The sequence below is a fragment of the Cryobacterium sp. Y57 genome (genome assembly GCF_002929505.1).
Classification (GTDB): domain Bacteria; phylum Actinomycetota; class Actinomycetes; order Actinomycetales; family Microbacteriaceae; genus Cryobacterium.
On the sequence record NZ_PJJL01000072.1, the window covers coordinates 278,197 to 303,104 of the forward strand.

A 24,908-nucleotide genomic window follows, 5' to 3' on the forward strand; every position below is an offset into this window, starting at 1 on the left:
CCCCATCCGCGAACGAAAGACTAGTCTCGTGACCATGACCAACGCCTCCACCCGCCCCGCCAACGAGGATTTCAGTGCGGAGGTCGTCAAGCTCGTCAAGAAATGGCTTGACGAAAGCGCCACCATCCCAGCGGATGCCGCGGCCGAGCGGCTCGCCGGCGTGCTGAAAGACCCGAACGGCCTCGACTTCACTGTCGGCTTCGTGGACGGCGTGATGCGCCCCGAAGACAAGATGGTCGCCGGTTACAGCCTGCAAAAAGTTGCCAGAAAGGCGCCCGGCTTTCTGCCGGTGCCCATGCGCGCGGCCATCGGACTCGGCGGCATTCTCGGTCCAGTGCTGCCCTGGGTAGTCATTCCTGCAGCCCGCACGGTGCTTCGCCAGATGGTCGGCCACCTCGTCGTCGACGCCACTCCCGACAAGCTGGGGCCCGCACTGGCTCATCTGAAAGAGGGCGGCAACCGCCTCAACATCAACCTGCTCGGCGAATCGGTGCTCGGCGAGAAGGAAGCGCGCGAACGGCTCGAGGGCACCAAGCGCATCCTCGAACGCCCCGACGTCGACTACGTCTCGATCAAGGTGTCGTCGATCGCCAGCCAGCTCTCAATGTGGGCCTTTGACGAGACCGTCGCCCGGGTGATCGAACGGCTGACGCCGCTGTATGAGTTCGCTGCGGCATCCGCTACCCCGAAATTCATCAACCTCGATATGGAAGAGTATCGCGACCTCGACCTCACCATCGCGGTGTTCGAGGGGCTGCTCGACCAGCCGCAACTCGCCCAGCTTGAGGCCGGTATCGTGCTGCAGGCCTACCTGCCCGACGCCCTCAGCGCCATCCAGGGTCTGACCCACTGGGCCCAGAACCGCCGTGCAGCCGGGGGAGCTGCGATCAAGGTGCGCCTCGTCAAGGGCGCCAACCTCGCCATGGAGCACGTCGACGCGGCCGTGCACGATTGGCCGCTCGCCACGTTCTCGACCAAACAGGACAGCGACACCAATTACAAGCGGGTGCTCAACTGGGCGCTCACCCCGCAGAATACCGACGCCGTCAAAGTCGGCATCGCCGGCCACAACCTGTTCGACGTGGCCTGGGCGCATTTGCTCAGCGTCGCCCGTGGCGTCGATGACCGGGTTGATTTCGAGATGCTGCTGGGCATGGCCACCGGCCAGGCCCAGGCCGTGCGGCAGGACGTCGGGCAACTGCTGCTCTATACCCCCGTCGTCGACCCCTCGCACTTCGACGTGGCGATCAGCTACCTCATTCGCCGCCTCGAAGAAAACGCGAGCCAGGAGAACTTCATGTCGGCCGTGTTCGAGCTGACCAGCAGCCCGGAGCTGTTCAACCGCGAGAAGGCCCGTTTTCAGGCCTCCCTCGACGCTCTCGATGATCGGGTTCCTGCCCCCAGGCGCGTGCAGAACCGCTCGAGCAGCTATGACCTCGATCGCCTCGCCGCCGCCCACCCGGATGCCCGCCGCCAGAGCATCGAGTCCGCCTCCGATTCCGACCCGCAGCTGACCGAAGCCCTGCTCGGCATCACCCGCGGATCGGTGCCCGCACCCTCGAGCTTTCGCAATGAGCCCGACACCGACCCGTCACTGCCCGCCAACCGGGCCTGGGGCCGCGGCATCCTGGCCCGCGCCGACGCATCCGTTCTCGGCACCGACACCATTGCTGCCGCCGCAGTTGCCGATGAAGCCGCCCTCAATTCCATCATCGACGGCGTGCTGTCCGCCGGGGCAGCGTGGGGCCAGAAGACCGGCGTCGAGCGCGCCGCCGTGCTGCATCGCGCCGGACTGGCGCTCGCTTCCAGGCGCGACCGCCTGATCGAGGTCATGGCGAGCGAGTGCGGCAAGACGATCACCGAGGGTGACGCCGAGGTGAGCGAAGCCATCGACTTCGCCAACTACTATGCCGAACGTGCCAAGGACCTCGACCGCGTGCAGGGCGCCATCTTCGTGCCCTCCAAACTCATCGTGGTCACCCCGCCGTGGAACTTTCCGACCGCCATCCCGGCCGGTGGCATGCTCGCCGCCCTCGCCTCCGGTGCTGGCGTCGTCGTCAAGCCCGCCACTGTCGCCCAACGCACCGGTGCCGTCGTCGTCGAGGCGCTGTGGGAGGCAGGCATTCCGCGCGAACTGCTCGCGCTCGTCAACCTGCCTGACCGGGAGCTCGGCGCCAAGCTCATCGTGCACCCTGCGGTCGACCGGGTCATTCTCACCGGCGGCTACGAGACGGCCGAGCTGTTTCGCTCGTTCCGCCACGACCTCCCGCTGCTCGCCGAAACCAGCGGCAAGAACGCCATCATCGTCACCCCGTCGGCCGACTTCGACCTGGCCGCCGCTGACGTCATCAAGAGTGCTTTCGGCCACGCCGGCCAGAAGTGCTCGGCTGCGAGCCTGGTGATCCTGGTCGGATCGGTCGCGAAGTCGGAGAGGTTCCTCGGCCAGCTGGTCGACGCCGCGACCTCGATCAAAGTGGGACCGGCCAGCGATCCGGTCACCCAGATGGGCCCGATCATGTCGCCGGCCGACGGTAAACTGCTGCACGCGCTGACCACACTGGGCGCTGAAGAAAAGTGGCTGGTCGAGCCGAAGCAGCTCGATGAGACCGGCAAACTCTGGTCACCCGGCATCCGCACCGGCGTCGCGCCCGGATCCTACTTTCACCTCACCGAGTTCTTCGGCCCGGTTCTCGGCGTGATGCACGCGCGCAATCTGGAAGAAGCCATCCGCTTTCAAAACGCCGTCGACTATGGCCTGACCACCGGGTTGCACTCGCTCGACGCCGATGAGCTGGCCCTCTGGGTTGACTCTGTTGAGGCTGGCAACCTCTACGTCAACCGCGGCATCACCGGCGCGATCGTGCAGCGCCAGCCGTTCGGTGGGTGGAAGCGCTCCGCTGTGGGGGCCGGAACCAAGGCCGGCGGACCGAACTACCTGCTTGGCCTTGGCAGCTGGGTCAGCGAACCGGGCCGCAACAGCTCGACACTGCACCTGCGCGGCCTCGAGCAGCGCGTCACCGACATCATCGAGGCCAGCCAGCCTTTTCTCGACTACACCGACTTCGATGTACTGCGCCGCTCGGCGGTGAGTGACGCGCTGGCCTGGCGCGAGGAGTTCAATGTCGTGCGCGACGCGACCGGCCTCGGCGTGGAGCGTAACCTGTTCCGCTACCGCGCGTTGCCGGTCACCGTGCGCCTGACGGAAACCGGCACGCTCGCCCAACTGCTGCGCGTGATCGCCGCCGCGACCCTGTCACGATCGCGTTTCGACGTGTCCAGCGCCATTCCGGTGCCACCCGCCGTGCGCAATATCCTCGCTGAGCGCGAGACGCCAGTAGTCGTCGAGAGTGACGAGGAGTGGCTCGACCGGGCCCGCTCGGGCACAATCACGGCCAGCCGCGTGCGTCTCATCGGCAGTGACCCGGTGCTGGGCGCGGCGGAGGCGGCATCCGCTCTTGCTGAGGCGACGAACGGCAGCCCGGACGTTGCCGTGTATTTCAACGCTGTCACTCAGGCCGGCCGCATCGAGGTGCTGCCGTTCCTGCGTGAACAGGCCATCTCGATCACCGCGCATCGGTTCGGCAACCCGAGCACGCTCTCGCAGGGCGTCATCTGAGAAGCGGCCGGTGCGCCTCGCGTGGGCGCACCGGCTATGTGCTCCTGGCATAGTGTTGAGTGGGGCAAACTGGTAGGGGACGTATAATTACCGCTGTCCACAATTCGACAGGGGTTGACGCTTGAACGGAAATGCGACGACGACGCATCGAAACGTCGCTTTGTTGTCGGTAGCCAGTCTCATGGCACCCCTCATTACGACGTCCGAAGAAATCGACCGACGGTTGAAGCCTGTTTTGACGCGCCTCAAGCTGCCCACCGGGCTGCTGCAGCGTGTGGCCGGAGTGTACGAGCGACGCAACTGGGGCCCGAACGAAACCTTCGACGACGCCGCGGTCAAGGCCGGTGAGATCGCGTTGAGGGAGGCCGGCATCAAGCCCAGCGACGTTGGCCTGCTGATCAACACTTCGGTCACTCGTAAACACCTCGAGCCCTCGGTCGCTGTGCGCATCCACCACGGACTCGGCCTGCCGTCGTCGGCCATCAACTTTGACATTGCAAACGCCTGCCTCGGTTTCGTCAACGGCATGACCCTCGCAGCGCAGCTCATCGACTCCGGCCAGATCAAATACGCAGTGATCATCGACGGCGAAGACGCTGACGAGATTCAGTCCAACACGATCGAACGCCTCGGCCGCCCGGGTATCAAGCGCAAAGACTTCATGAGCGAGTTCGCAAGCCTCACCCTCGGCTCCGGCGCAGCCGCCGCAGTGCTCGGCCCGGCGGATGCTCACCCCGGCGGGCACCGCATCCTCGGCGGTGTCACCCGCGCGGCAACCCAATTCAATGACCTGTGCGTCGGCAGTGTCGATGGCATGTTCACCGACGCGAAAGCGTTGCTCAGGGGCGGTATGGAACTCGTCGTTTCGGCCTGGACCGAAGCCAAGCGGGACTGGAGTTGGTCGAACATGGATCGCTACATCCTGCACCAGGTCTCAAGCGTGCACACCAACGCCATCATCAAGGCCACCGGTATGGACAAGACCAAGATTCCGCTGACCTTTCCCACCCTCGGCAACGTTGGCCCGGCGTCGATTCCGATCACGCTCGCGCAGGAGGCGTCGACGCTGAAGTCGGGCAACCGGGTGCTGCTCATGGGCGTCGGCTCTGGCCTGAACACCGCCATGATGGAACTCGTTTGGTGAGGGTGGGCCCCCGGCGTCTTCCCGTCGCCATATCGGACCCGGCCGCATTGCCACCGGCAGGCCTGCCCGGGCTGAATCCGGTGTGGTCGCGACTGACCGAGGTCACGGAGAGCGGCAGCGCTGGCGGCGTGACCCACGGCTGGCACCTGCTCGATAACGGCCCAGAGCTTGACGCGCTCGGCGTGATTCCGGTCGGCACAATTCTGTGTGTGCACGGTAACCCCACCTGGTCCTACCTCTGGCGCGGTCTGCTGGCGTCGGCGACGGAGGCCGCGGCGTCGGGCGCGCCAGCCTGGCGCGTGATCGCCGTCGACCAGCTCGATATGGGCTTCTCGGCACGCACCGGGAGGTTTCGCCCGCTGGCTCGCCGGGTGCAGGACCTTGGCGACCTGACCGACGCGCTCGAACTGACCGGTCCGGTGATCACTTTCGGCCACGACTGGGGCGGAGTGGTGTCCCTCGGCTGGGCCGTCGACCACCCCGAGCTACTGGCCGGCGTCATGCTGCTGAACACTGCAGTGCACCAGCCGGCCGGCGATCCGATTCCGGCGCCGCTGCGGCTCGCGCTCGGGCGCGGCATCCTCGGCCCGGCAACCGTTGCCACGCCCGCCTTCCTCGCCACGACGCTGGCCCTGGCGCATCCGCCGCTATCTGCCGCGGTGAAGCGCGGCTACCGCGCGCCGTACCGAACGAGCGCGCGCCGCGGCGGCATCGGCGGTTTCGTCGCCGATATCCCGGTTGCCCCCGAGCACGAGAGCCGGGCTGAACTCGACCGCATCGCCGAGGGCGTGCGCTTGCTCGCTTCGCCCACCCTGCTGCTGTGGGGACCGCGCGACCCGATCTTCAGTGACCGCTACCTCGACGATCTGGTCGAACGGATGCCACACGCCCGCGTGCACCGGTTCGAAGGCGCTGGCCACCTGCTCGCCGAAGATGCGGACTACGCCGCCGCCGCGCTGCTCTGGCTGGGCGATGCTGTCGTGAGCGCTCCACTCGAGGGTTCGGTCTCGGGTTCGGGTTCGGCTTCGGCCTCGGTCTCGGTCTCGGTCTCGGTCGAGCCGAGCGAGACGCCCGTCTCGGGGGGCCTGGCTGCGTGGGCAGCAGCGGGGACGCATCCGCTGTGGCATTACCTCAACGAACTACAGGCGTCCGACGACACCGCCCTCGTCGACATGCAGCCGGCCCCTCGCGCCGTTAGCTGGCGACTGCTCTCGCTGCGCGTGCGGCAGATTGCCGCCGGACTCGTGCACATCGGCGTCAAACCCGGCGACCGGGTCTCGCTGCTCGTGCCGCCAAGCGCCGACCTCACCGCGGTGCTCTATGCCTGCGTGCGCATCGGCGCCGTCGTCGTCGTAGCGGATGCCGGCCTCGGCCTGGCCGGCCTCACCCGCGCCGTGCGCGGCGCCCGCCCCGACTTCGTCGTCGGGGCCGCTCCCGGCCTCCTGGCCGCCCGTGCGCTCGGGTGGCCGGGGCGTAAAATTTCGGTCGCAGGCTTTCCGGGCCCGATGGCCCGGCTGATCGGCGTCGAGCACACCCTCGCCGAACTGATCAGCCTGGGCCAGGCTCGCCTCAGCGCCGGCGACGCGCTTCCGGCTGAACCCGCGCCGAGCGATGCGGCCGCCGTGCTGTTCACGTCCGGTTCGACCGGCCCGGCCAAGGGAGTCGTCTACACGCACGGCCAGCTCTCGGCCGTGAGCCGCGCGCTCTTTCTGCAGTACGGCGTCGGTGTCGGCACCGGCCTTGTCGCCGGATTCGCCCCGTTCGCGCTGCTCGGACCGGCCCTCGGTGCCCGCTCGGTCACCCCCGACATGGATGTCACCGCGCCGAAGACCCTCACCGCATCCGCCGTCGCGTCCGCCGTCGCCGCGATCGACGCGACGGTCGTCTTTCTCTCGCCCGCGGCGCTCGTGAACGTCGTCGCGACCGCCGCTGCGCTCACGCCGGCCGATCATGCTGCCCTCGCCGGGGTGCAGCATTTTCTCTCGGCCGGTGCGCCGATCTCCGAGAGCCTGCTTGCCCAGGCCGCGGCGCTCATGCCGGAAGCGACCGCGCACACGCCGTACGGCATGACCGAGGGCCTGCTCATGGCCGACATCACGCTCGACGGTATTCGGGCTGCGGCGGCGAGTGTCGCACAATCGGAGGCGGTGCCGGCCGTCGCGCGCGACGGCGAGTCGGTCCCGGCGCCGCCGAACACGGCGAACCTGCCGGCGCTCGATACGGCGAACCCGGCCGGGGGAGTCTGTGTCGGCGGGTCGACTGCGACCACTCGCATCCGCATCAGCGCGCTCGACGCGAGTGGGGCATCCGTTGGTGACCTCTCGGAGGAACCCGACGTGACCGGCGAGATCGTGGTGTCGGCGCCGCACGTGAAGGACCATTACGACCGCCTCTGGCTCACCGAGCGCGGCTCGCGGCGTGGCGGAATACCGGGCGAACGTTGGCACCGCACCGGCGACGTCGGCCACCTTGACAGCGCAGGCCGCCTCTGGGTTGAGGGCCGCATGCCGCACGTCATCGTGACGGCCGACGGCGTGGTCACCCCGGTGGGTCCGGAGCAGCGGATCGAAACCCTGCTTGATGTTTCTCGTGCAGCGTTCGTCGGCGTCGGCCCTCTCGGCACCCAGCAGCAGGTCGCCGTGCTCGAAACCGTGCCGCCCGCCCGCCGCGCGCACCGGGCACCCGAGGCGCTCGCCGCTGCCGTGCGCTCGATGGTCGGCACACCGGTCGCCGCAGTGCTCGTGGTTCCGGGCCTGCCGACCGACATTCGACACAACTCCAAGATCGACCGCAGCCGATTGTCGCGCTGGGCCACTGGAATCCTCTCTGGCGGTCGCTGGGTCAAGCCATGAGAGTGCTCGTCACGGGTGCCAGCGGATTTCTCGGCCGGGCCGTAGCTGCCCGCATCAGCGCGGCCGGGCACGAGGTGCGCACCTTTCAACGCCGGCCATCCGGCGTGCCCGGCGTCGAAGATGTGCACGGCTCGATCACGACACCCGCCGACACCCCCTATGCCGGCCTCGCCTACGCCGTGAACGGTATGCAGGCGGTCGTGCACCTCGCGGCAAAGGTATCGCTCACCGGCAACCCGGCCGATTTCGAGGCGGTGAACGTCGGCGGAACGCGCACCGTCGTGCAGGCCGCAGCGGATGCCGGCGTCGTGCGTTTCGTCTACGTCTCCTCGCCGTCCGTTGCCCATGCCGGCCGTTCGATCATGGGTTCTGACGCCCTGCCGGCCGCGCCCGGGCAGGCTCGCGGCGACTATGCCCGCACCAAGGCGCGAGCCGAACTGCTCGCGCTCGCCGCCGATGCTCCCGAATTCAGCGTGGTCGCGGTGCGTCCGCACTTGGTCTGGGGCCCCGGGGATACCCAGCTGATCGACCGGATCGTCGATCGTGCCCGTCATGGGCGGCTGCCGCTGCTCGGACACGGTGCGGCGCTCATCGACACGACCTACGTCGACAATGCAGCCTCCGCGATCCACGCAGCGCTCGATGCCGCCGAGCGTGTGCACGGGCAGTCTTATGTGATCACCAATGGTGAACCGCGCCCAATTGCGGAACTCCTGGCGGGAATCTGCGGCGCGGCCGACGTGCCCGCGCCAGCCTGGCGGGTGCCGGCATCCGCTGCCCGCGCCGCCGGCTCGCTCATCGAGGCTATCTGGCGCGCTCGCCCGGGAACGGATGAGCCGCCGATGACCCGGTTTCTGGCCGAGCAGCTTTCGACCGCGCACTGGTTCGACCAGCGTCGCACCCGCGCCGACCTGGCCTGGACGCCCGAGGTGTCGCTCGACGAGGGCTTCGCCCGCCTGGCCGCCCACTACCGCCCGGCCCCCTAGCCTCCCGCCACCGCACCACTGCGGACGGGGCCCGGGCCCCGTCCGGTTGGTGCGTCCCGCGCGCTACAAGCGGATGCCGAGGGCCGCGCGCGCAAACGCGAGCGCTTCCTCGGGCTCCACGCCGAGCTGTCGCGCCTTGCCGGCGAATGTGGCGGCGGCAACCTGGACCTGTTGCTGGGCGGCATTTCCGCTCGCGGCGATGAAGGATCCGTTCCGGCCCCGCGTCTCGATGACCTCGTCACGCTCGAGTTCACGGTACGCGCGAGCCACCATATTGGCGGCGAGCCCCAGATTTTCGGCAAGCCTGCGCACCGTTGTCACCTTGTCGCCGGGGGCCAGATCTCCCGAGCGCACCGCGGCGAACACCTGCACCCGTAACTGTTCGTAGGGCGGTGTCGCAGACAACGGATCGACCAGCAGCATCATGCGGAAGCCTGTGTTCGGTTGCCCGGATCGGGCCGATCGCCGGCCTGATCATCGGGCCGATCGCTACCACCACCACCGGCGGCGCGCGTGCGACGGTGGTCGAGTTCGATGGCCGTCTCGGGCCACAGCCTGCGCAGAAAGTGCGTCGTGCTGCGATTGCGCATGCTCGTCAGGCTCCAGCTGACCAGCACGACGAGGAGTACCGGGCCCATGATCGTGAACGAGCCGGCCAGAATCTCGTCGATCGAGCCGGGCGCCGGCAGGTTGATCGCCTCGCTCAAGGAGAGAAACAACACGTAGGAGCTCGTGGCGGCGATGATCCCGGGAATCTCGACGAGGCTGCGCAGGGTGGTGCTGCGAAAAGCATCACTCCAGGCAAGTTGGATGTACGTGTCGGCCGGTTGACCGCGGCCGAGCAGAGCATTCGCCGCCGCCCAGGTCACCAGGCTCGCAGCGGTTGCGAGCGCGAGCAGCAGCCCGGCCGGCCAGAGAATCGTGCGCACCGAGACGTCGTCGAACACCCGATCCGGGTTGATCGCAATGACCCCAAGCACGGCGATGTAGCTCAGGGTGGCGAGGCCCAACAGGACCAGTGAGAACGCGCGGTGCATCCGGGTGACGTAGTCGGTCAGCCAGGGAGAGGCGCTGCGCGCCAGTCGTGGCGCGTCAGCGACAGGGGCGAACGCCAAGCGGGAATCGTCACCGATGACCGCGACCGTCGATCCGACCGTCATCGCTACAACGATCAGAAACCCGTTCCCCAAGTTCTGATTGCCGTCCGTCACGACGAGCGCCGTGACGCTCAAAACGAGTCCGACCATCGACCCGACCACCCCTGCGCGTTCGCGGCGATGGATCCGGCCCGACAGCTCGGGAACGATCTCAGGGACCAACGCGAGCCCGACCTTCCGGGAGTAAGCCTGCAGCATCCGCCTGCGTGGTTCGTCTCGTGCGCTATGAATCAAGCGGATGCCGAGACCCGCCAGTACCAGCGCCGCCAGGATCAGTACGACCGTGTCCACAAAACCTCCCTTTTGTGTCAATTCTGTACCAGGGTAACAATGCACATGCGCGACGCAAGGCCGCTGGTCAGGCGTCGGAACGGCGGTTCAGCGCATCGGTGACCAGGACGAGCGCCGCGGCCGGGCTCAGGCCGAGCTGCTCGATCCGTGCCGCGAACGCGTCGGCAGCAGCCTGCGCGTGTCGCTCGGCCGAATCAACATTGGGGGCGACGAAAGATCCGAATCTGCCCCGCGTTTCAATCACACTGTCCCGCTCCAACTCGCGATAGGCACGCGCGACGGTGTTCGTGGCCAGGCCGAGCTCGGCGGCCAGGGCGCGCACGGTGGGCAGGCGGGTATCGTGAGGCAGCTCGCCGGAGCGCACAGCAGCGACGACCTGGCTGCGCAACTGCTCGAATGGTGGCGTGCTCGATCGGGAATCGATGGCAATAAAGGATGTGGGCATGGGACCCTCCGTTCGACGTCATGAGCAATTTTGCCTCGCTACAACGAAAGCTGCAACAGCATACCAACGGTACGTTCTCCGCGATGTTTCGCAGAATCGGGTAACGAGTTGCTTCAGCTCCAGCGAAACAACCATCTCTGCGCTCTCGCGTGGCCGCGTAGGCTCGAGCCATGACTTTTCCGGCCGACCTCCCCGCAGAATTGGCCGGGCTGCTGCCGACCCTGGTCGGTGTCGTGCTGCTTCTCGCGGTGGTTGTGACGGTGCTGCGGGCCTATCGCACGCAGCATCCGTTCGCCCCGGCACTCGCTTTGCTGCGCGGAACCCTGCAACTGGCCGCGATCAGCCTCATTCTCAGCGGCATCATCAACGATCCGCTCTGGGTTGGCGTCGGACTGCTCGTCATGTTCGCAGCGGCCGTCATGACCGTCACGCGGCGCATCGGCTTCAGCCGCCCACATCTGGTGCGCGTGGCCGCGGCGATGGCGCTCGGCGTGGGCGTCACGCTGACCATCGTGTTCACGACCGGGGCGATCGAGTTCTCGCCGCGCTACGTGCTCGCGATCGGCGGGATCATCATCGGCAACGCCATGTCGATCGCGACGCTCAGCGGGCGCCGCTTCTCGGAGGCGGTCGGCGATCACTGGGACGAGGTTGAGGGCTGGCTTGCACTCGGGGCCACGCCGCGGCAGTCCACCCGCGACCTGGCCAGGCGGGCGGTCTACTTCGCGATCATTCCGTCCACCGACCAGACCAAGACCACGGGGCTGGTGACGCTGCCGGGAGCGTTCGTCGGAGCGATCTTCGGGGGAGCCTCACCGCTCGAGGCTGGTCGGTTTCAGATCGTTGTGCTCGCCGGAATCCTCTGTGCCGGGTCGATCGCCGCGGTCACCCTGCTGCACCTGATCTCTCCGGTGCAGCACAAGCCGCTGCCCGGGTAACAGTCCGCTATTCGATTGAGCGATGGATCAGGCGGGAGAGCACGATCGCGCTGCGGGTGTGGTCGACGTTGGGGGCGAGGCGCACCTTTTCAAGGGCCGCCTCCAGGCCGGGAATGTCGCGGGCGCGAATGTGCACCATGGCGTCGGCGCTGCCGGTGACGGTTCCCGCATCGACAACCTCGGGCACCCCCGAGAGAATACGCAGCAATTCGTCGGGAGCCACCGTGCCGCGGCAGAACAGCTCGACGTAGGCTTCCGTGCTCATACCGTCGACCGCCGGGTCGACCTGGATGGTGAAGCTGCGAATCACCTTGTCGGCCACCAGGCGGTCGACTCTGCGCTTCACAGCGGATGCCGACAGCCCCACCACCGAGCCGATGTCACCGTAGCCTGCCCGCGCGTTCTGGCGGAGCAGGTCGAGAATGCTGTGATCGAGGTTGTCCATGGGGCGAGTCTAGGGGGCGGTAATACGTAAAATTGCGTCAATACCGTTCATCTCGAAGATTTCTTGCGCAGATCAGCGTGAAACGTCGAATCATGCTGTGTGAGACTAAGAGCGGCGTCCCGGAACGATCACTGCTGTTCGTGCCGGGCTCACGTGAGCGACCTGGTCCGCCATTCACCCGATTTCCGAGGGTCGACAGGCCAGCGGATCCCCGAAGGAGCCTCATGTCGATCGACTCAGCCATCCCCGTCCTTGCCGAAGACCTGGCCGTTCCCGTGCGTATCGCTACTAAGCGCACCGTGCTGATGTGCAAGCCGCAGTTCTTCACCGTGGTGTACCGCATCAACCCCTGGATGGACCCGGCCGTGCCCACCGACACCTCGCTCGCCGTCGCCCAATGGCAGACCCTGTACGACACCTATGTCGGCCTCGGCTTCGACGTGCAGCTGATCGATCCGATCGACGGCCTGCCCGACATGGTCTACGCGGCCAACGGTGGCTTCGTGATCGACAATCAGGCCTATGGCGCTAAATTCACCCATGTCGAGCGCCAGCCCGAGGGCCCCGCCTACATGGACTGGTTCGGTGCCAACGGCTTCGACGTGCGCGTACCGGTCGAGACCAATGAGGGCGAGGGCGACTTTCTGCTGGTCGGCGACGTCATCCTGGCCGGCACCGGCTTTCGGAGCGACTCCAACAGCCACGTCGAGCTTTCGAACATCGCCGGGCGCCCGGTCGTCACCCTGCGCCTGATCAACCCGAGTTTCTACCACCTCGACACCGCCGTCGCCGTGCTCGACGACACCAATATCGCCTACCTGCCGAGCGCCTTCGACGCGCCGAGCCTCGCGATCCTGCAGGAGCGTTACCCGGACGCGGTCATCGTCACCGAAGAAGATGCCGCCATTTTGGGCCTCAATTCATATTCCGACGGCTACAACGTCGTCATCGCGGCCCGTGCCAAGGATTTCGAACGCCAGCTGCGCGCCCGCGGCTACAACCCGATCGGCGTCGACCTGTCCGAGCTGCTGCTGGGCGGCGGGGGCGTCAAGTGCTGCACGCTCGAGCTGCGCCGATGACACTGCGCCCCCAACACCGCGCCTGTCAACACCGCGAACACTAATCTGAAGGAGCACGCTATGACCCCGAACCTGACCGACGCGAAGACTGAAGCCGCCGCATCCGTTTCGCCAGCAGCAGCCGCCCTGATCGCAGAGGAGAGCGCGCACGCCGCGCACAATTACCACCCACTCGAGGTCGTTGTTGCATCGGGTGACGGCGCTTGGGTAACGGATGTCGCTGGTCGCCGCTACCTGGACTGCCTGGCCGCGTACTCGGCGGTGAATTTCGGGCATTCCAACCCGGTACTGCTCGACGCCGCCCGTACTCAGCTGGGCCGCATCACCCTGACCAGCCGGGCCTTCTACAACGATCAGCTCGGCCCGTTCGTGACCGCGCTTGCCAAACTCGCCGGCAAGGACATGGTGCTGCCGATGAATACCGGCGCCGAGGCGGTCGAATCCGGCATCAAGGTGGCCCGCGCCTGGGGCTACCGGGTGAAGGGCGTCGCGCCCGACCTGGCCAACATCATCGTGGCCGCCGGTAACTTTCACGGCCGCACCACCACCATCATCAGTTTCTCCGATGACGAGTCTGCCCGGGCCGATTTTGGCCCGTTCACGCCCGGTTTTCGCACCGTGCCCTACGGTGATGCCGCGGCCCTTGAAGCCGCGATCGACGAGAACACCGTGGCCGTGCTGCTCGAACCCATCCAGGGTGAGGCCGGCATCGTTGTACCGCCAGCGTCGTATCTGCCGGCCGTGCGCGAGATCACCAAACGCCTGGGCGTGCTGTTCATCGCCGATGAGATTCAGTCGGGCCTCGGTCGCACCGGATCGACCTTTGCCTGCGACCTCGTGGGAGTCGTGCCCGACCTGTACCTGCTCGGCAAAGCCCTCGGCGGCGGCATCGTTCCCGTCTCGGCCGTGGTCGGCAACACTGACGTTCTCGGAGTGCTGCACCCGGGCGAGCACGGCTCGACCTTCGGCGGCAACCCGCTCGCCGCTGCCGTCGGACTGGCCGTTGTGAACCTGCTGGCCACCGGCGACTACCAACAGCGCGCGACCGAACTCGGTGCGCGCCTGCACGCGGGGCTTTCCGCACTGATCGGCCACGGCGTGATCACCGTGCGCGGCGTGGGGCTCTGGGCCGGCATCGACATCGACCCGTCGCTGGCCTCGGGCCGGGTGGTCTGCGAGGCCCTTCTTGCCCGCGGCGTACTCGCCAAGGACACGCACGGGTCGACTATTCGCCTGGCACCGCCGATCGTGGTTTCTGCGGAAGATGTGGACTGGGCCGTCGAGCAGCTGCGTCTCGCGCTCGTCGACCTCGCCGCAGCCAAGTAGGCTCCTGCCCCGCGCCAGCTGCCGCCCGGCCGTGCGGTGGGATGACCGTGCGGTGGGATGGCCGCGCGGTGGGGCGGCCGAAAAGGGGGTGTCGGTGCGTGACGACTGGCCGGGGCGCGGCGGCCAGGCACCCTAGGCTGGCAATCATGTACACCGACCTGTCTGAAGCCGAACTCCGCGCCTATCGCAGTGGTCAAGTCGACCCCGCTGATTTCGACGCGTTTTGGGCAGACACGCTCCTCGAGGCCGACCGGTATCCGCTCAATACCATCGCCACACGGGTCGATTGCGGGCTGAGCACGCTCGACGTCTTCGACGTGACGTTCGCGGGGTTTGCCGGGCAGCCGATCAAAGCGTGGTTACGCGTTCCCGCTGGCACTGGCGCTGCGTTGCCGACCGTCGTGCAGTTTCACGGCTACGGACGGGGGCGCGGGCAAGCGTTCGAGAACCTGCTGTGGGCATCCGCCGGATACGCGCACTTCGACATGGACCTGCGTGGTCAGGGATTCAACGGCAGCACCGGGGACACGCGCGACGATGCGGGCAGCGGACCGCAGGTACCCGGTTTTATGACTCGTGGCATTGAGTTCCGCGAAACCTACTATTACCGTCGGCTGTTTACCGATGCGGTGCGCGCCGTCGCGGCGGCCCGCAGCCTCGAGCTTGTCGACTCTGCGCGAGTGGGCGTAGTGGGCACCAGTCAGGGCGGCGGTATTGCGCTCGCTGTGGCTGGGCTCGTGCCCGATCTGGCCGCCGTGGTCGCGCGCGTGCCGTTTCTCTGTGACTTTCCGAGGGCATCCGTCATCACCGATGCGCTGCCGTATCGTGAACTCGGCCAGTACCTCGCGACCAATCGGCTGAGGGCGACGCAGGTACACGACGTACTGGCCTACTTCGACGGTGTCAACTTTGCCAAGCGCGCCACCGCGCCGGTGACGATGACGGCAGCGCTGATGGACCCGATCTGCCCGCCGTCAACAGTGTTCGCTGCCTACAACAATTACGCCGGACCGAAGCAGATCACGGTCTGGCCGTACAACGGGCACGAGGGCGGCGCCTGGGAAGACGACGCGCTCGCCCTGCGGGCCTTGAGCGAGCGTCTCGCCTGACGCGTGCGCCGGTACCTGGGGGACGCCCACGCGCGTCAGGTGACTGTGCGGTGCGCGTTGCATGTGTGAGATGCCGACCTGCTGACGGATGCACTCCGTCTCGCCTACTCTGTCGGAGCCGCCTTCTTCGGCGCACGCTTCACCGGAGCGCTCGTGACGACAGCGGATGCGCTAACCGTCTGCTTGGGCGCAGCGCTCGTGCGTACGGGAGCTCTGCGCGCCGGAACTGCCTCGGCGGCATCGACCAGGGGCGCGGCCACCGGCTGGAGCCGCGAGAGCTGGGTCACGTGGCCGGGGTTCAGTTCTTCGAGTGCGTTAACACCGAGCAGACGCATGGTGCGGGCCACCTGCTCCGACAGAATCGCAATCGTACGGTCCACCCCGGCCTCACCGCCGGCCATGAGGCCGTAGAGGTAGGCGCGGCCGATCATCGTGAAGCGGGCGCCGAGGGCGATCGACGCGACAATGTCGGCCCCCGACATGATGCCGGTATCGAGGTGCACCTCGGTGTGTGCGCCGACCTCGCGGGCGACCCGCGGCAGTAAATGGAACGGGATCGGCGCTCGGTCGAGTTGGCGACCGCCGTGGTTGGACAGGATGATGCCATCAACGCCGAGATCGACGAGGCGTTTGGCGTCGTCGATGTTCTGCACGCCCTTGACGACGACCTTGCCGGGCCACTGCGCCTTGATCCAGGCGAGGTCTTCAAAGTCGACGGTCGGGTCGAACATGGAATCGAGCAGGTCGGCGACGGTGCCGCTCCAGCGATCGAGACTCGCAAAGGAGAGTGGCTCGGTGGTCAGAAAGTTGATCCACCACTCCGGGCGCGGCAACGCATTGACGACGGTACCGAGGGTGAGCGCCGGCGGAATCGAGAAGCCGTTGCGCTTGTCGCGTAGGCGGGCGCCGGCGACGGGCACGTCGACGGTCACCAGAAGCGTGTCGTACCCGGCTTTCGCGGCCCGGTCGACGAGCGCCATCGAGCGGTCGCGGTCCTTCCACATGTACAACTGAAACCAGTTGCGCCCGTTCGGGTTGGCGGCTTTGACGTCTTCGATCGAGGTCGTGCCCATGGTCGACAGGGCGAAGGGGATGCCGGCCCGGGCCGCGGCATGCGCCCCGGCAATTTCGCCCTCGGTCTGCATCATTCGGGTGAAGCCGGTGGGTGCGATGCCAAAGGGCTGAGAAACCGGGGCACCGAGCACGTCCCAGCCGGTCGACACGCTCGACACGTCGCGCAGAATCGACGGGTGAAACTCGATGTCCTCGAAGGCCTGGCGAGCTCGGCCCAGCGAGATCTCGGCTTCGGCTGCACCCTCGGTGTAGTCGAACGCAGCCTTCGGCGTGCGCTTCCTGGCGATGGTCCGCAAGTCGGCGATCGTGAGCGCCGCATCGAGGCGGCGCTTCTTCGCGTTGAGCTCGGGGGTCTTGAACCTCATCAGCGGGGCGAGGTCTGCGATCTTGGGGATGCGTCGTTGAATCATGGTCGTCCTTATCTAGTGTGCGGTGAGGTGGGTCTCGGCGTAGTACCCCGAAATGTGGGCCTGCACGGCGAGGCGGGCGGCATCGGCTTGACCGGTCAGGATGGCACGGAGAATGCTGCGATGCTCGAGCATGAGACGAGCGGATGTTTTCGGCCAGCTCGCCAGACCCAGCGCGCCAGCCCGTGCGTACCCCTCGATGGCGCTGCGAAGGCCGGCCATGGTCGCGGTGATGACCAGGTTGCCGCTCGCTTCGGCGAGAGAGAGGTGAAACTGGGCGTCGAGGGCGAGGAATTCGGCTTCGGTAAGGGAATGCTCTTCCATGGCGGTGAGGATTTGCGCGGAGCTGGTCAAATCGGGAGTGCTGGTGCGGCAGGCCTCGGCCAGCTCGGCGACGATGAAACCTTCCAGCACGAGGCGGGTCTTCACCACGTCGGCTACCGGAAACCCCTGGGCTGCCACCTGCAGGCGCATGAGCGACGACATGCCGCCGCCGGGGCGAGCGACGATGATCGCGCCGGCCGAGGGTCCGGAGCCGGCGGCGGTGCGAATGAGACCCAAGACCTCGAGCACCCGCAGTGCTTCCCGCACGCTCGATCGACCGACACCCAGGTCGGCGGCGAGGGTGCGTTCGGGCGGCAGGTGATCGCCTGGGCTGAGACGTCCCTCGAGCAGGTCGAGTTCGACGGCATCGAGCACGACCTGCCAGGCACGAAGACTGATCGCGGTCACGGGTCCTCTCGGTCGACGAGCTGTGGTCTGACCACACACTATACGACTTTACGAGATTTGCGGGATACAGTTTCAGCCAACCCGGGAGAGACCATGACCGCTGCACCCCAGCTCATCGACCTGAAACTGCCCGACGGACCGGGTGGGAGCGCCGGCCTGAAAGCCGTGCTCGCGATTCCCTCGGGCGACGGCCCGTGGCCTGGTGTCGTGCTCGTGCACGAGGCATTCGGCCTCACCGACGTCATGCGCCGCCAGGTGATCCGCATGGCGGAGGCCGGATATCTGGCCCTCATGGCCGATTTGTTCACCGCGGGCGGTCCGCGCACATGTCTCGTGGCTACCTTTCGCGCCCTGTCGGCCGGTGCCGGCCGGGCCTTCGTCGACATCGAGTCGGGCCGCACGTTCCTCCGCGGGCGCAACGACTGCACTGGTCGAATCGGCGTGCTGGGCTTTTGTATGGGGGGCGGTTTCGCCCTCGCCACGGCCACGCGCGGCTTCGACGTCGCCTCGGTCAACTACGGTCGGCTGCCGAAGGAACTCGACGACCACCTGGTCGGTGCCTGCCCGATCGTCGGCAGCTTCGGCGGCGCCGACCGGTCGCTCATCGGCGCAGCGGCCACTCTCGATTCTTCCCTCGATCGGCTGAAGATCGAGCACGACGTCAAGGAATACCCGGGCGCCGGTCACTCCTTTCTCAACGATGCCGAGACCGGGCCGCGGGTGCTGCGCCCGGTGCTGGCGCGCATCCTCGGCGCCGGCCCCGACCCGGTGGCCGCTGCCGACGCCTGGAGGCGCATCGAAGCGTTTTTCGGCGAGCACCTCGCGGCGTCTTCATAGTGTTGCTAGCGGGCGGCAACTGGTAGCCTCCAACAAGAACAGGGGACACCATCGCCAAACGCTCAACCATTATTGCCATGGTCACCGTCGCATCCGTTGTCGCCATCGGCGGCGTCGCCACTGCGCTGGCGCTGACTCCGCAAACCGGCTCCGACACGACGCTGACAGTGCGGGTCTGGGACGAACAGGTCGCGCAATCCTACGAAAAGTCGTTCACGGCGTTCGAGAAAGCCAATCCGGGCATCGATGTCGCCGTCAACGTTGTACCGTGGGCCGACTACTTCACCAAGCTGCGCGTCGACGTGGCGGGCGAGACCGCCGACGATGTGTTCTGGGTGAACGCCGGTAACTTCGCGGACTATGCCGTCAATGGCAGCCTGATGAACATAACGGATGCCCTCGGCTCCGATGCTCAGGTCAACTGGCAACCCAGCGTCATCGACCAGTACACCCTCGATGGTGCGCTCTGGGGAGTGCCCCAGCTCGCTGATCCCGGGATCGGACTGTATTACAACGAGGAACTCCTCGCGGCAGCCGGTATCGACCCGGGCAGCGTCGGCGACCTGCACTGGGATCCGGCCACCGGCGACGACACCCTGCTGCCCGTGCTGCAAAAGCTCACCATCGACGCCAACGGCAATACCGCCGACAACCCAGCGTTCGACCCCTCACAAATCGTGCAGTACGGCTACAACGCCGCCAACGACCTCAACGCCATCTACCTCAACTACCTCGGCTCGAACGGCGCGGCCCTGCAAGACGGCGACGAGTTCGTTTTCGACACGGCCGAGGGACAGGAGTCGTTCCAGTACGTGATCGACCTGATGAACAAATATCACGTGGCCCCGTCGGCCGCCGACACCAACCTCAACGGCGACTTCGCGCTCGACCAGTTTCTGCAGGGCAAGATGGCCCTGTTCCAGAGCGGCGTCTACAACCTCAGCAACGTGAGCGATGGCGCCGGCTTCGAGTGGGGGGTCGCGGCAATTCCGTCGGGTCCGGCCGGCGCGATCAGCGTCACCAACGGCGTCATCGCCGCTGGCAACGCCGACTCGAAGCATCCGGGACAGACCCGCAAACTGCTCGAGTGGCTCGGCAGCACCGCGGGCAGCGCGGCTATCGGCGAAGACGGGTCGGCATCGCCGGCCGTCATCGGTGCGCAGGCCAGTTACATCGAGTCGTGGCAGCAACGGGGCGTCGACGTGACCGCGTTCATCGATGTGCTCGATAACGGCACAGTGCAGGCGCCGCAGGGCGCAAGATGGGCCGAGGCCTCCGACGCGTTCGAGTCGACTTTCGCCGAAATGTTCCTGGGTCGCATTCCAGTCGACCAGGCCCTGCGCACCGCGCAAGCCAGTGCGAACGCGGCCATCGACGGCTGAACAGGTTGACGCAGCGACTAACTCTTCAACACGACGTTGAGCGGGGTCTCGTCGCGCAGCATCCGTTCTATCTGCTCACGCACCAGCCGAGCCATGCGCGGCAGCATGGCGCTCGAGGCGCCGCCGACGTGTGGTGAGATGAGCACATTCGGCAGGGCGAAGAGCGGATGCCCCGCGGGCAGCGGTTCCGGCTCGGTCACGTCGAGTGCGAGCCGGAGGCGGCCGCTCGTCGCGTGCGCGAGCAGGGCGGCCGTATCGGCGACCGGGCCGCGGGCAATGTTCACGAGCAGGCTATCGTCACGCATCTGGGCCAGGAACGCGTCGTCGACCAGGTGGGTGGTTTCTGCAGTCAGTGGAATGCCGACGACGACGATGTCGGCCTGTGGCAGCAGCTCGAAGAGGGAATCGAAGCCGTAGATCGCGCCGCGCTCATCGCTGCGGGCCGTGCGCGCCACGCGGATGACCGTGGTCTCGAAGGCGAGCAGCCGGCTCTCGATGGCCTGACCGACACCGCCGTAGCCGAGCAGTAACACCGTGCGGTCGGCGAGGCTCGGGTGATGGGCCGGCGCCCATTCGCCGGCGTCGGCGGCGCGCACAAAATCGGGGATGCCGCGCTGGGAGGCCAGGATGAGGGCGAGGGTGAGCTCGGCGGTGGAGGCTTCGTGCACGCTTGCAGCATTGGCGAAGACGTGCCCGGCTGGGAGGACCTGATCGACACCGTCGTAGCCGATGGACTGGCTCTGCACTAATCGGGTCTCGACGCCGGCGAGGTGCGCGAGTCGGTCGGTCCCGCCCATATACGGCGTGACGACGATGTCGAACCGCGGTCGGGGGGCCGGGCCGTCGAGCGGCCATTCGACGACTTCGACGCCGGCGGGCAGTTCACCGACCGCCTTGTGCAGGTGGGAATCGGGCAGGCTGACCAGCAATGGATTCATTCTACGAGCCTACTTCGCCCGTACGCGCCGTCCGGAGGTCTGGGCGAACCGCCAGCCAGACCGGTGCCGGGAGTCTCCCCACCGAAGTGGTGCGGGGTCAGGCTCGAGGAAAACGCGTCTGCGCCTTTGTCAGATATTCCGCACTGCTCAGCACGGCCGAGCGAACTGCCTGATTGCCGTGGGCGATCACCAGAGGCGTCCAACTGCGGATACCTGCGGGATCGCTACCGCGGTTGAGAAACAGCTCGTAGACAATCGCGATACGTTCGGCGGCTGACTCTTCAGAATTCCAGATTCCGTTGACGGCCCTGGCCGTTCCGTAGAGCCGCACCTGTTCAGCCCAATAAGACAATTCGCTGGGGCCAGCCGCCCGCACCAGGAGATCCTGGTACAGCACAGTCGTGAAGCCGGAAGGGGTAGAACCGGCGCGTTCGTAGTATTCGAGGCTCTTCATGAACGTCATCTGCACTTCGTCGACGGTCGCAGTTCCGATATGGATGCGATTGAGCCAATCGTTGAGGCCAGCCTGATCGTACTCGCGGTGCAAAACGGTTCGATACGCCAGCTTGATCTGGCCGACGAGATATTCATCACTGTTCAGCACGGAATTGGCGACCCGCGTTACCGGCCAGCCCTGCTCCAGCAGGGAGTACCGCCAGGCGTTCAAACCGCCAGCATCGGGGGTGCGCCCCAGCACGTCGTCGTACACCGCGTAGATTAGCGCCGTGGCGCTGTCAGACGCGGTTGGGGGCGTCCGGGCCGGAGTCGTCTCCGGCCCAGACGCGGTTGGGGGTGTCTGGGCCGGAGTCGTCTCCGGTGTTGTTGTGACAGCAATGGGCCCGCCCCACGTGCCGGCACCAATGCGGTTCACGGCGGCGACCCGGTAGAAGTACGTTGTATTTGCCGTCACCGATGCCATCTGGTGAGACAGGCGCACGCCGGATCTTTCGTCCAGCACCGTGGACCAGGTCGTCCCGTCGGTCGACGCCTGCAGGCGATAGCCCAAAACCGTGTTGCCGGTCCCATCTGCCGTGTTCCACTGCACCAGCCCGCCAGAGGATGCCGCCAGCCCACCGGGTGCGCTCGGCAGGAACGGCGTTCGCAATACGAGGTTGGCTGACGTTGAGCTGGCTGCGGTCGCGTATCCCGACCCAAAGCGAATTGTTGAATTCAGCGGCTGATCGCGGGTCGACACGAGAACGTCCCTCTGGGCGGATGACAGCAGCGCCGAAGTCGTCTCGGAGGGAGTGGCCGTGGGGTGCTCAGCCAGGTAAACCGCTGCCGTACCGGCGGCCACCGGGGCTGCAAACGAGGTGCCGCTCACTACGGTCTCGCGAGAATCAGTGGCTGACGTTAGCACGCCCAAGCCCGGCGCAAACAGATCGACGCAGGAACCCGCGTTGGAAAAGTATGCCCGCCCTTCGAGGCCAACGCCACCGACCGCTGGGTCAAGGGCGCCGACCGTGAACGCCGTCGGTACACGGGCCGGTACAACTTGGCAGGCGTCGGGAACGTCTGCACCATCGGTAACGTTTGGTCCATCGGAGGCGTCTGCGTTATAGGCATCGTCTGGGACGACGGCATCGTTGCCTGCTGCGATCGTCACAAAGAACCCTGCCGCGACGGCATTCTCAACGGCACTGTCCAGCGGCAGGAAGTCGGGATCCTTCGTTGTGTCGAGGGCGCCGAGGCTGAGGTTGATGACGCCGGGGGTGCCAGCTGGATGAGTCGACATGATCCAGTTGAGGCCTGCGATGATGTCAGATCCGGCACCGACTCCGCTGCAGTCCATTACCCGAACGGGAACGACCGTTGCTCGCTTGGCCGCTCCGTACACGGTGCCGGCGGCCGTGGCGGCGACGGCGGTGCCATGGCCGTTGCAGTCCGTGCCGCTGATGCCCGCGATCGCGTCAAATCCCGACGTCACGCGTCCTGAAAGATCAGTTATATTCCGTTGCACCCCGGTGTCGACGACGTAGATGCGAACGCCCACTCCTGCGGAGGCCGGATACCAGTACTCCTGATTTGTGCTCGCGGCGTGTGTCGTTGCCAAATATTGATCGAGGCGGTCGAGTTGCCACGGAGCGTCGCTTTGTATATCACTGATCGACAACGTCACATCTTTGGCGACGACCACCCCCGGTTCGGCATCGAGCAGGGCTGCCTGATCGGGCGTGAGTTCCACAATGGCGCTCACCACCTCGTTCAGAACCTCGGCGTCGGCGGTTGGCACGGCGGCAAGAGCCTCCTCCAGCACAACCAGCGAGGTTGCGTCTACGAGATATCGCTCGGGCTCCGTGGTTGCAGCCGCGGGGGCTCCGACGCCCGCCACGACAACGCCGGTGCACAACAGGATCGCCGAGAGCATCGGCCGAATTCGGTGGAACATGGAAACTCCGACTGCTCAGGGGCACTCAAACGGGTGGCCAACGTTGCGACACAGCGCTTGAGAAGTCTACCGACCTGCTTGCGAAACCATCAGAGACCAACGTGAATGTCTTCATTGACATGCTCGCCAATAGCGCCGTGCCGGCGCCGCGGCGCGCGCAAAATAGGGGATGCCGCGCTGGGGGACCGGGGTGGGGGCGAGGATGAGCTCGCCCGTGCGCGCCATCCACCTCTCGGGTATTCGTCTCCGGCCGGTAGTCGGCGTGGTTGGTACCATTGTCTAATGAGTAAAGTCGTCGGCCGCGCTGCTGTCCATGAGGACCGAGCCTTCTTCGGGCAGCCGCGATCACTCGCCAATATCTTCGGCGTCGAGATGTGGGAGCGTTTTTCGTTCTACGGTATGCAGGGCATCCTCCTGTTGTACCTGTACTTCTCGGCCGCCGACGGCGGCCTCGGCATTGCCCAGACCACGGCAGCCGGCATCGTGGGCGCGTACGGTGGTGGCGTCTACCTGTCGACCATTCTCGGCGCCTGGGTCGCCGATCGTCTTCTTGGCTCCGAGCGGGTGCTGTTCTATAGCGCCATCGTCATCATGCTCGGTCACATTGCCCTGGCCGTCGTGCCGGGGGTCGGCGGTCTCATAACCGGCCTCCTTCTGATCGCCGTCGGCAGCGGAGGGCTCAAGGCCAACGCGACGTCTGTCGTCGGTGCGCTCTACGCCCCGGATGACCCCCGGCGAGACGCCGGTTTCTCGTTGTTCTACCTCGGCATCAACCTCGGCGCGTTTGCCGGACCGATCCTCACCGGGTTGCTGCAGACCAAGATCGGATTTCATTATGGTTTTGGACTCGCCGCTGTAGGTATGGCGATCGGTTTGACCCAATACTCGTTCGGCCGCAAACGGCTGCCGGATACTGCCCGATTGGTACCGGATCCCCTCCCGCGATCCCGCTGGCGCGGCTATGCCTACGGGGCAGTACTGACGGTCGTCGTCATCGTCGTGCTCGTGCTGATCGGCGTGATCACCGCACGCAATCTGGTCACGATCGTGATTGGGTTGACCGTTTTCGCCGCGGTCGCTTATTTCGCGGTGATTCTCACAAACCGGCAGATCACTCCGGTAGAACGCAAACGTGTCTACGCCTTCATCCCGCTTTTCGTGGCCAGCACCGCGTTCTGGTCGCTGTACCAGCAACAGTTCACGGTCGTCACGATCTATTCCGCAGAGCGGCTTGACCGGGCTCTGTTCGGCTGGGAGATGCCGGTGCCCTGGGTGCAGTCCATCAACCCCGTCTTCATCATCGTGCTCTCCGGCCTCTTCGCCGCTCTGTGGACCAGGTGGGGCTCGAGGCAGCCGTCTACGCCGATGAAGTTCGCGGTCGGAACCGCGGTCATGGGGGCCGCTTTCCTGTTGTTTCTGCCGTTTGCCGGCGGCGCGGCGAATTCGACGCCGCTACTGGCGATGATTGGCATTTTGCTGGTCTTCACGGTTGCGGAGCTTCTGCTTTCACCGGTTGGGCTCTCCATCGCCACCAAACTCGCACCCGCGGTGTTCAAAACCCAGATGGTTGCGCTGTTCTTTCTCTCGGTCGCGCTCGGCTCTGCCGTGTCTGGGGTGCTCGCCGCCTGGTACGCGACGGCGCCCGAGCGACTTTACTTCGGCGTTCTCGGCGGCATCGCGATCGTGCTGGGGCTCATGCTCGCCCTGGTCGCCCGCCCGGTGCTGCGCTTGATGGGCGGGGTGCGCTAGTGCCCGCTCGCC

General features: G+C 66.4%; 19 protein-coding genes. 11 read left to right on the forward strand and 8 right to left on the reverse strand.

From position 1 onward, the window contains the following. Positions 1 to 34: 34 nt before the first annotated feature. From CXY72_RS16950 to CXY72_RS16965, 4 genes are all read left to right on the forward strand, one after another. Positions 35 to 3,616, forward strand: a complete 3,582-nt coding sequence (locus tag CXY72_RS16950) for a bifunctional proline dehydrogenase/L-glutamate gamma-semialdehyde dehydrogenase (RefSeq protein ID WP_104128913.1) — start codon at positions 35 to 37, stop codon at positions 3,614 to 3,616. Between the two features lie 181 nt (positions 3,617 to 3,797). After that, positions 3,798 to 4,760 carry a 3-oxoacyl-ACP synthase III gene (locus CXY72_RS16955; RefSeq protein WP_233193205.1) on the forward strand — a complete coding sequence of 321 codons (963 nt, stop codon included), beginning with the start codon at positions 3,798 to 3,800 and terminating at the stop codon, positions 4,758 to 4,760. Positions 4,761 to 4,762: 2 nt separating this feature from the next. Then, positions 4,763 to 7,612: an alpha/beta fold hydrolase gene (locus CXY72_RS16960; RefSeq protein WP_233197924.1), complete on the forward strand. Its 2,850-nt coding sequence runs from the start codon at positions 4,763 to 4,765 to the stop codon at positions 7,610 to 7,612. Continuing rightward, positions 7,609 to 8,598: an NAD(P)-dependent oxidoreductase gene (locus tag CXY72_RS16965; protein WP_104128830.1), complete on the forward strand. Its 990-nt coding sequence runs from the start codon at positions 7,609 to 7,611 to the stop codon at positions 8,596 to 8,598. Before CXY72_RS16960 ends, CXY72_RS16965 begins: the two co-directional genes overlap by 4 nt. Positions 8,599 to 8,661: 63 nt before the next feature. Here the strand turns inward: CXY72_RS16965 and CXY72_RS16970 are convergent, their stop codons facing one another. The 3 genes from CXY72_RS16970 to CXY72_RS16980 form a co-directional block, all read right to left on the reverse strand. Continuing rightward, a complete protein-coding gene (locus CXY72_RS16970) occupies positions 8,662 to 9,024 on the reverse strand; it encodes a GntR family transcriptional regulator (protein WP_370446276.1) in 363 nt (120 codons plus the stop codon). Next, positions 9,021 to 10,046: a hypothetical protein gene (locus CXY72_RS16975; protein ID WP_104128831.1), complete on the reverse strand. Its 1,026-nt coding sequence runs from the start codon at positions 10,044 to 10,046 to the stop codon at positions 9,021 to 9,023. Before CXY72_RS16975 ends, CXY72_RS16970 begins: the two co-directional genes overlap by 4 nt. A gap of 67 nt (positions 10,047 to 10,113) precedes the next feature. After that, the gene (locus CXY72_RS16980; protein WP_104128832.1) at positions 10,114 to 10,491 is read right to left on the reverse strand and encodes a GntR family transcriptional regulator; all 378 of its coding nucleotides are present in this window, start codon (positions 10,489 to 10,491) and stop codon (positions 10,114 to 10,116) included. 170 nt (positions 10,492 to 10,661) lie between these two features. Here CXY72_RS16980 and CXY72_RS16985 point away from each other — a divergent pair, with 170 nt between their 5' ends. Next, on the forward strand, positions 10,662 to 11,429 hold the full coding sequence (locus tag CXY72_RS16985) for an ABC transporter permease (RefSeq protein ID WP_104128833.1): 768 nt from the start codon (positions 10,662 to 10,664) through the stop codon (positions 11,427 to 11,429). 7 nt (positions 11,430 to 11,436) lie between these two features. Here the strand turns inward: CXY72_RS16985 and CXY72_RS16990 are convergent, their stop codons facing one another. Beyond that, a complete protein-coding gene (locus CXY72_RS16990; RefSeq protein ID WP_092106650.1) occupies positions 11,437 to 11,874 on the reverse strand; it encodes an Lrp/AsnC family transcriptional regulator in 438 nt (145 codons plus the stop codon). A 224-nt stretch (positions 11,875 to 12,098) separates the two neighbouring features. On the opposite strand from CXY72_RS16990, the gene ddaH reads away from it, so the two are divergent. The 3 genes from ddaH (at position 12,099) to CXY72_RS17005 (ending at position 15,388) form a co-directional block, all read left to right on the forward strand. Continuing rightward, positions 12,099 to 12,953 carry a dimethylargininase gene (ddaH, locus tag CXY72_RS16995; protein ID WP_104128834.1) on the forward strand — a complete coding sequence of 285 codons (855 nt, stop codon included), beginning with the start codon at positions 12,099 to 12,101 and terminating at the stop codon, positions 12,951 to 12,953. 60 nt (positions 12,954 to 13,013) lie between these two features. Further along, a complete protein-coding gene (rocD, locus tag CXY72_RS17000) occupies positions 13,014 to 14,279 on the forward strand; it encodes an ornithine--oxo-acid transaminase (protein ID WP_104128835.1) in 1,266 nt (421 codons plus the stop codon). 146 nt (positions 14,280 to 14,425) lie between these two features. Further along, entirely contained in the window at positions 14,426 to 15,388 is a 963-nt protein-coding gene (locus CXY72_RS17005; RefSeq protein WP_104128836.1) for an acetylxylan esterase, read from the forward strand. Between the two features lie 104 nt (positions 15,389 to 15,492). On the opposite strand, the gene CXY72_RS17010 is transcribed toward CXY72_RS17005, so the two are convergent. Further along, positions 15,493 to 16,872 (reverse strand): alpha-hydroxy acid oxidase, encoded by a 1,380-nt coding sequence (locus CXY72_RS17010; protein ID WP_104128837.1) that lies wholly within the window; start codon positions 16,870 to 16,872, stop codon positions 15,493 to 15,495. 12 nt (positions 16,873 to 16,884) lie between these two features. Then, positions 16,885 to 17,601: a FadR/GntR family transcriptional regulator gene (locus CXY72_RS17015; RefSeq protein ID WP_104128838.1), complete on the reverse strand. Its 717-nt coding sequence runs from the start codon at positions 17,599 to 17,601 to the stop codon at positions 16,885 to 16,887. A gap of 93 nt (positions 17,602 to 17,694) precedes the next feature. Here CXY72_RS17015 and CXY72_RS17020 point away from each other — a divergent pair, with 93 nt between their 5' ends. Both CXY72_RS17020 and CXY72_RS17025 read left to right on the forward strand, forming a co-directional pair. Then, positions 17,695 to 18,438 (forward strand): dienelactone hydrolase family protein, encoded by a 744-nt coding sequence (locus CXY72_RS17020; protein ID WP_104128839.1) that lies wholly within the window; start codon positions 17,695 to 17,697, stop codon positions 18,436 to 18,438. 77 nt (positions 18,439 to 18,515) lie between these two features. After that, the gene (locus CXY72_RS17025; RefSeq protein WP_233197915.1) at positions 18,516 to 19,820 is read left to right on the forward strand and encodes a sugar ABC transporter substrate-binding protein; all 1,305 of its coding nucleotides are present in this window, start codon (positions 18,516 to 18,518) and stop codon (positions 19,818 to 19,820) included. Positions 19,821 to 19,837: 17 nt separating this feature from the next. Here CXY72_RS17025 and CXY72_RS17030 read toward each other — a convergent pair whose 3' ends face one another. Both CXY72_RS17030 and CXY72_RS17035 read right to left on the reverse strand, forming a co-directional pair. Further along, positions 19,838 to 20,758 (reverse strand): 2-hydroxyacid dehydrogenase, encoded by a 921-nt coding sequence (locus tag CXY72_RS17030; protein WP_104128841.1) that lies wholly within the window; start codon positions 20,756 to 20,758, stop codon positions 19,838 to 19,840. 97 nt (positions 20,759 to 20,855) lie between these two features. Beyond that, a complete protein-coding gene (locus CXY72_RS17035; RefSeq protein ID WP_104128842.1) occupies positions 20,856 to 23,147 on the reverse strand; it encodes a S8 family serine peptidase in 2,292 nt (763 codons plus the stop codon). Positions 23,148 to 23,429: 282 nt separating this feature from the next. On the opposite strand from CXY72_RS17035, the gene CXY72_RS17040 reads away from it, so the two are divergent. Continuing rightward, the gene (locus tag CXY72_RS17040; protein WP_104128843.1) at positions 23,430 to 24,896 is read left to right on the forward strand and encodes a peptide MFS transporter; all 1,467 of its coding nucleotides are present in this window, start codon (positions 23,430 to 23,432) and stop codon (positions 24,894 to 24,896) included. Positions 24,897 to 24,908 lie beyond the last annotated feature (12 nt).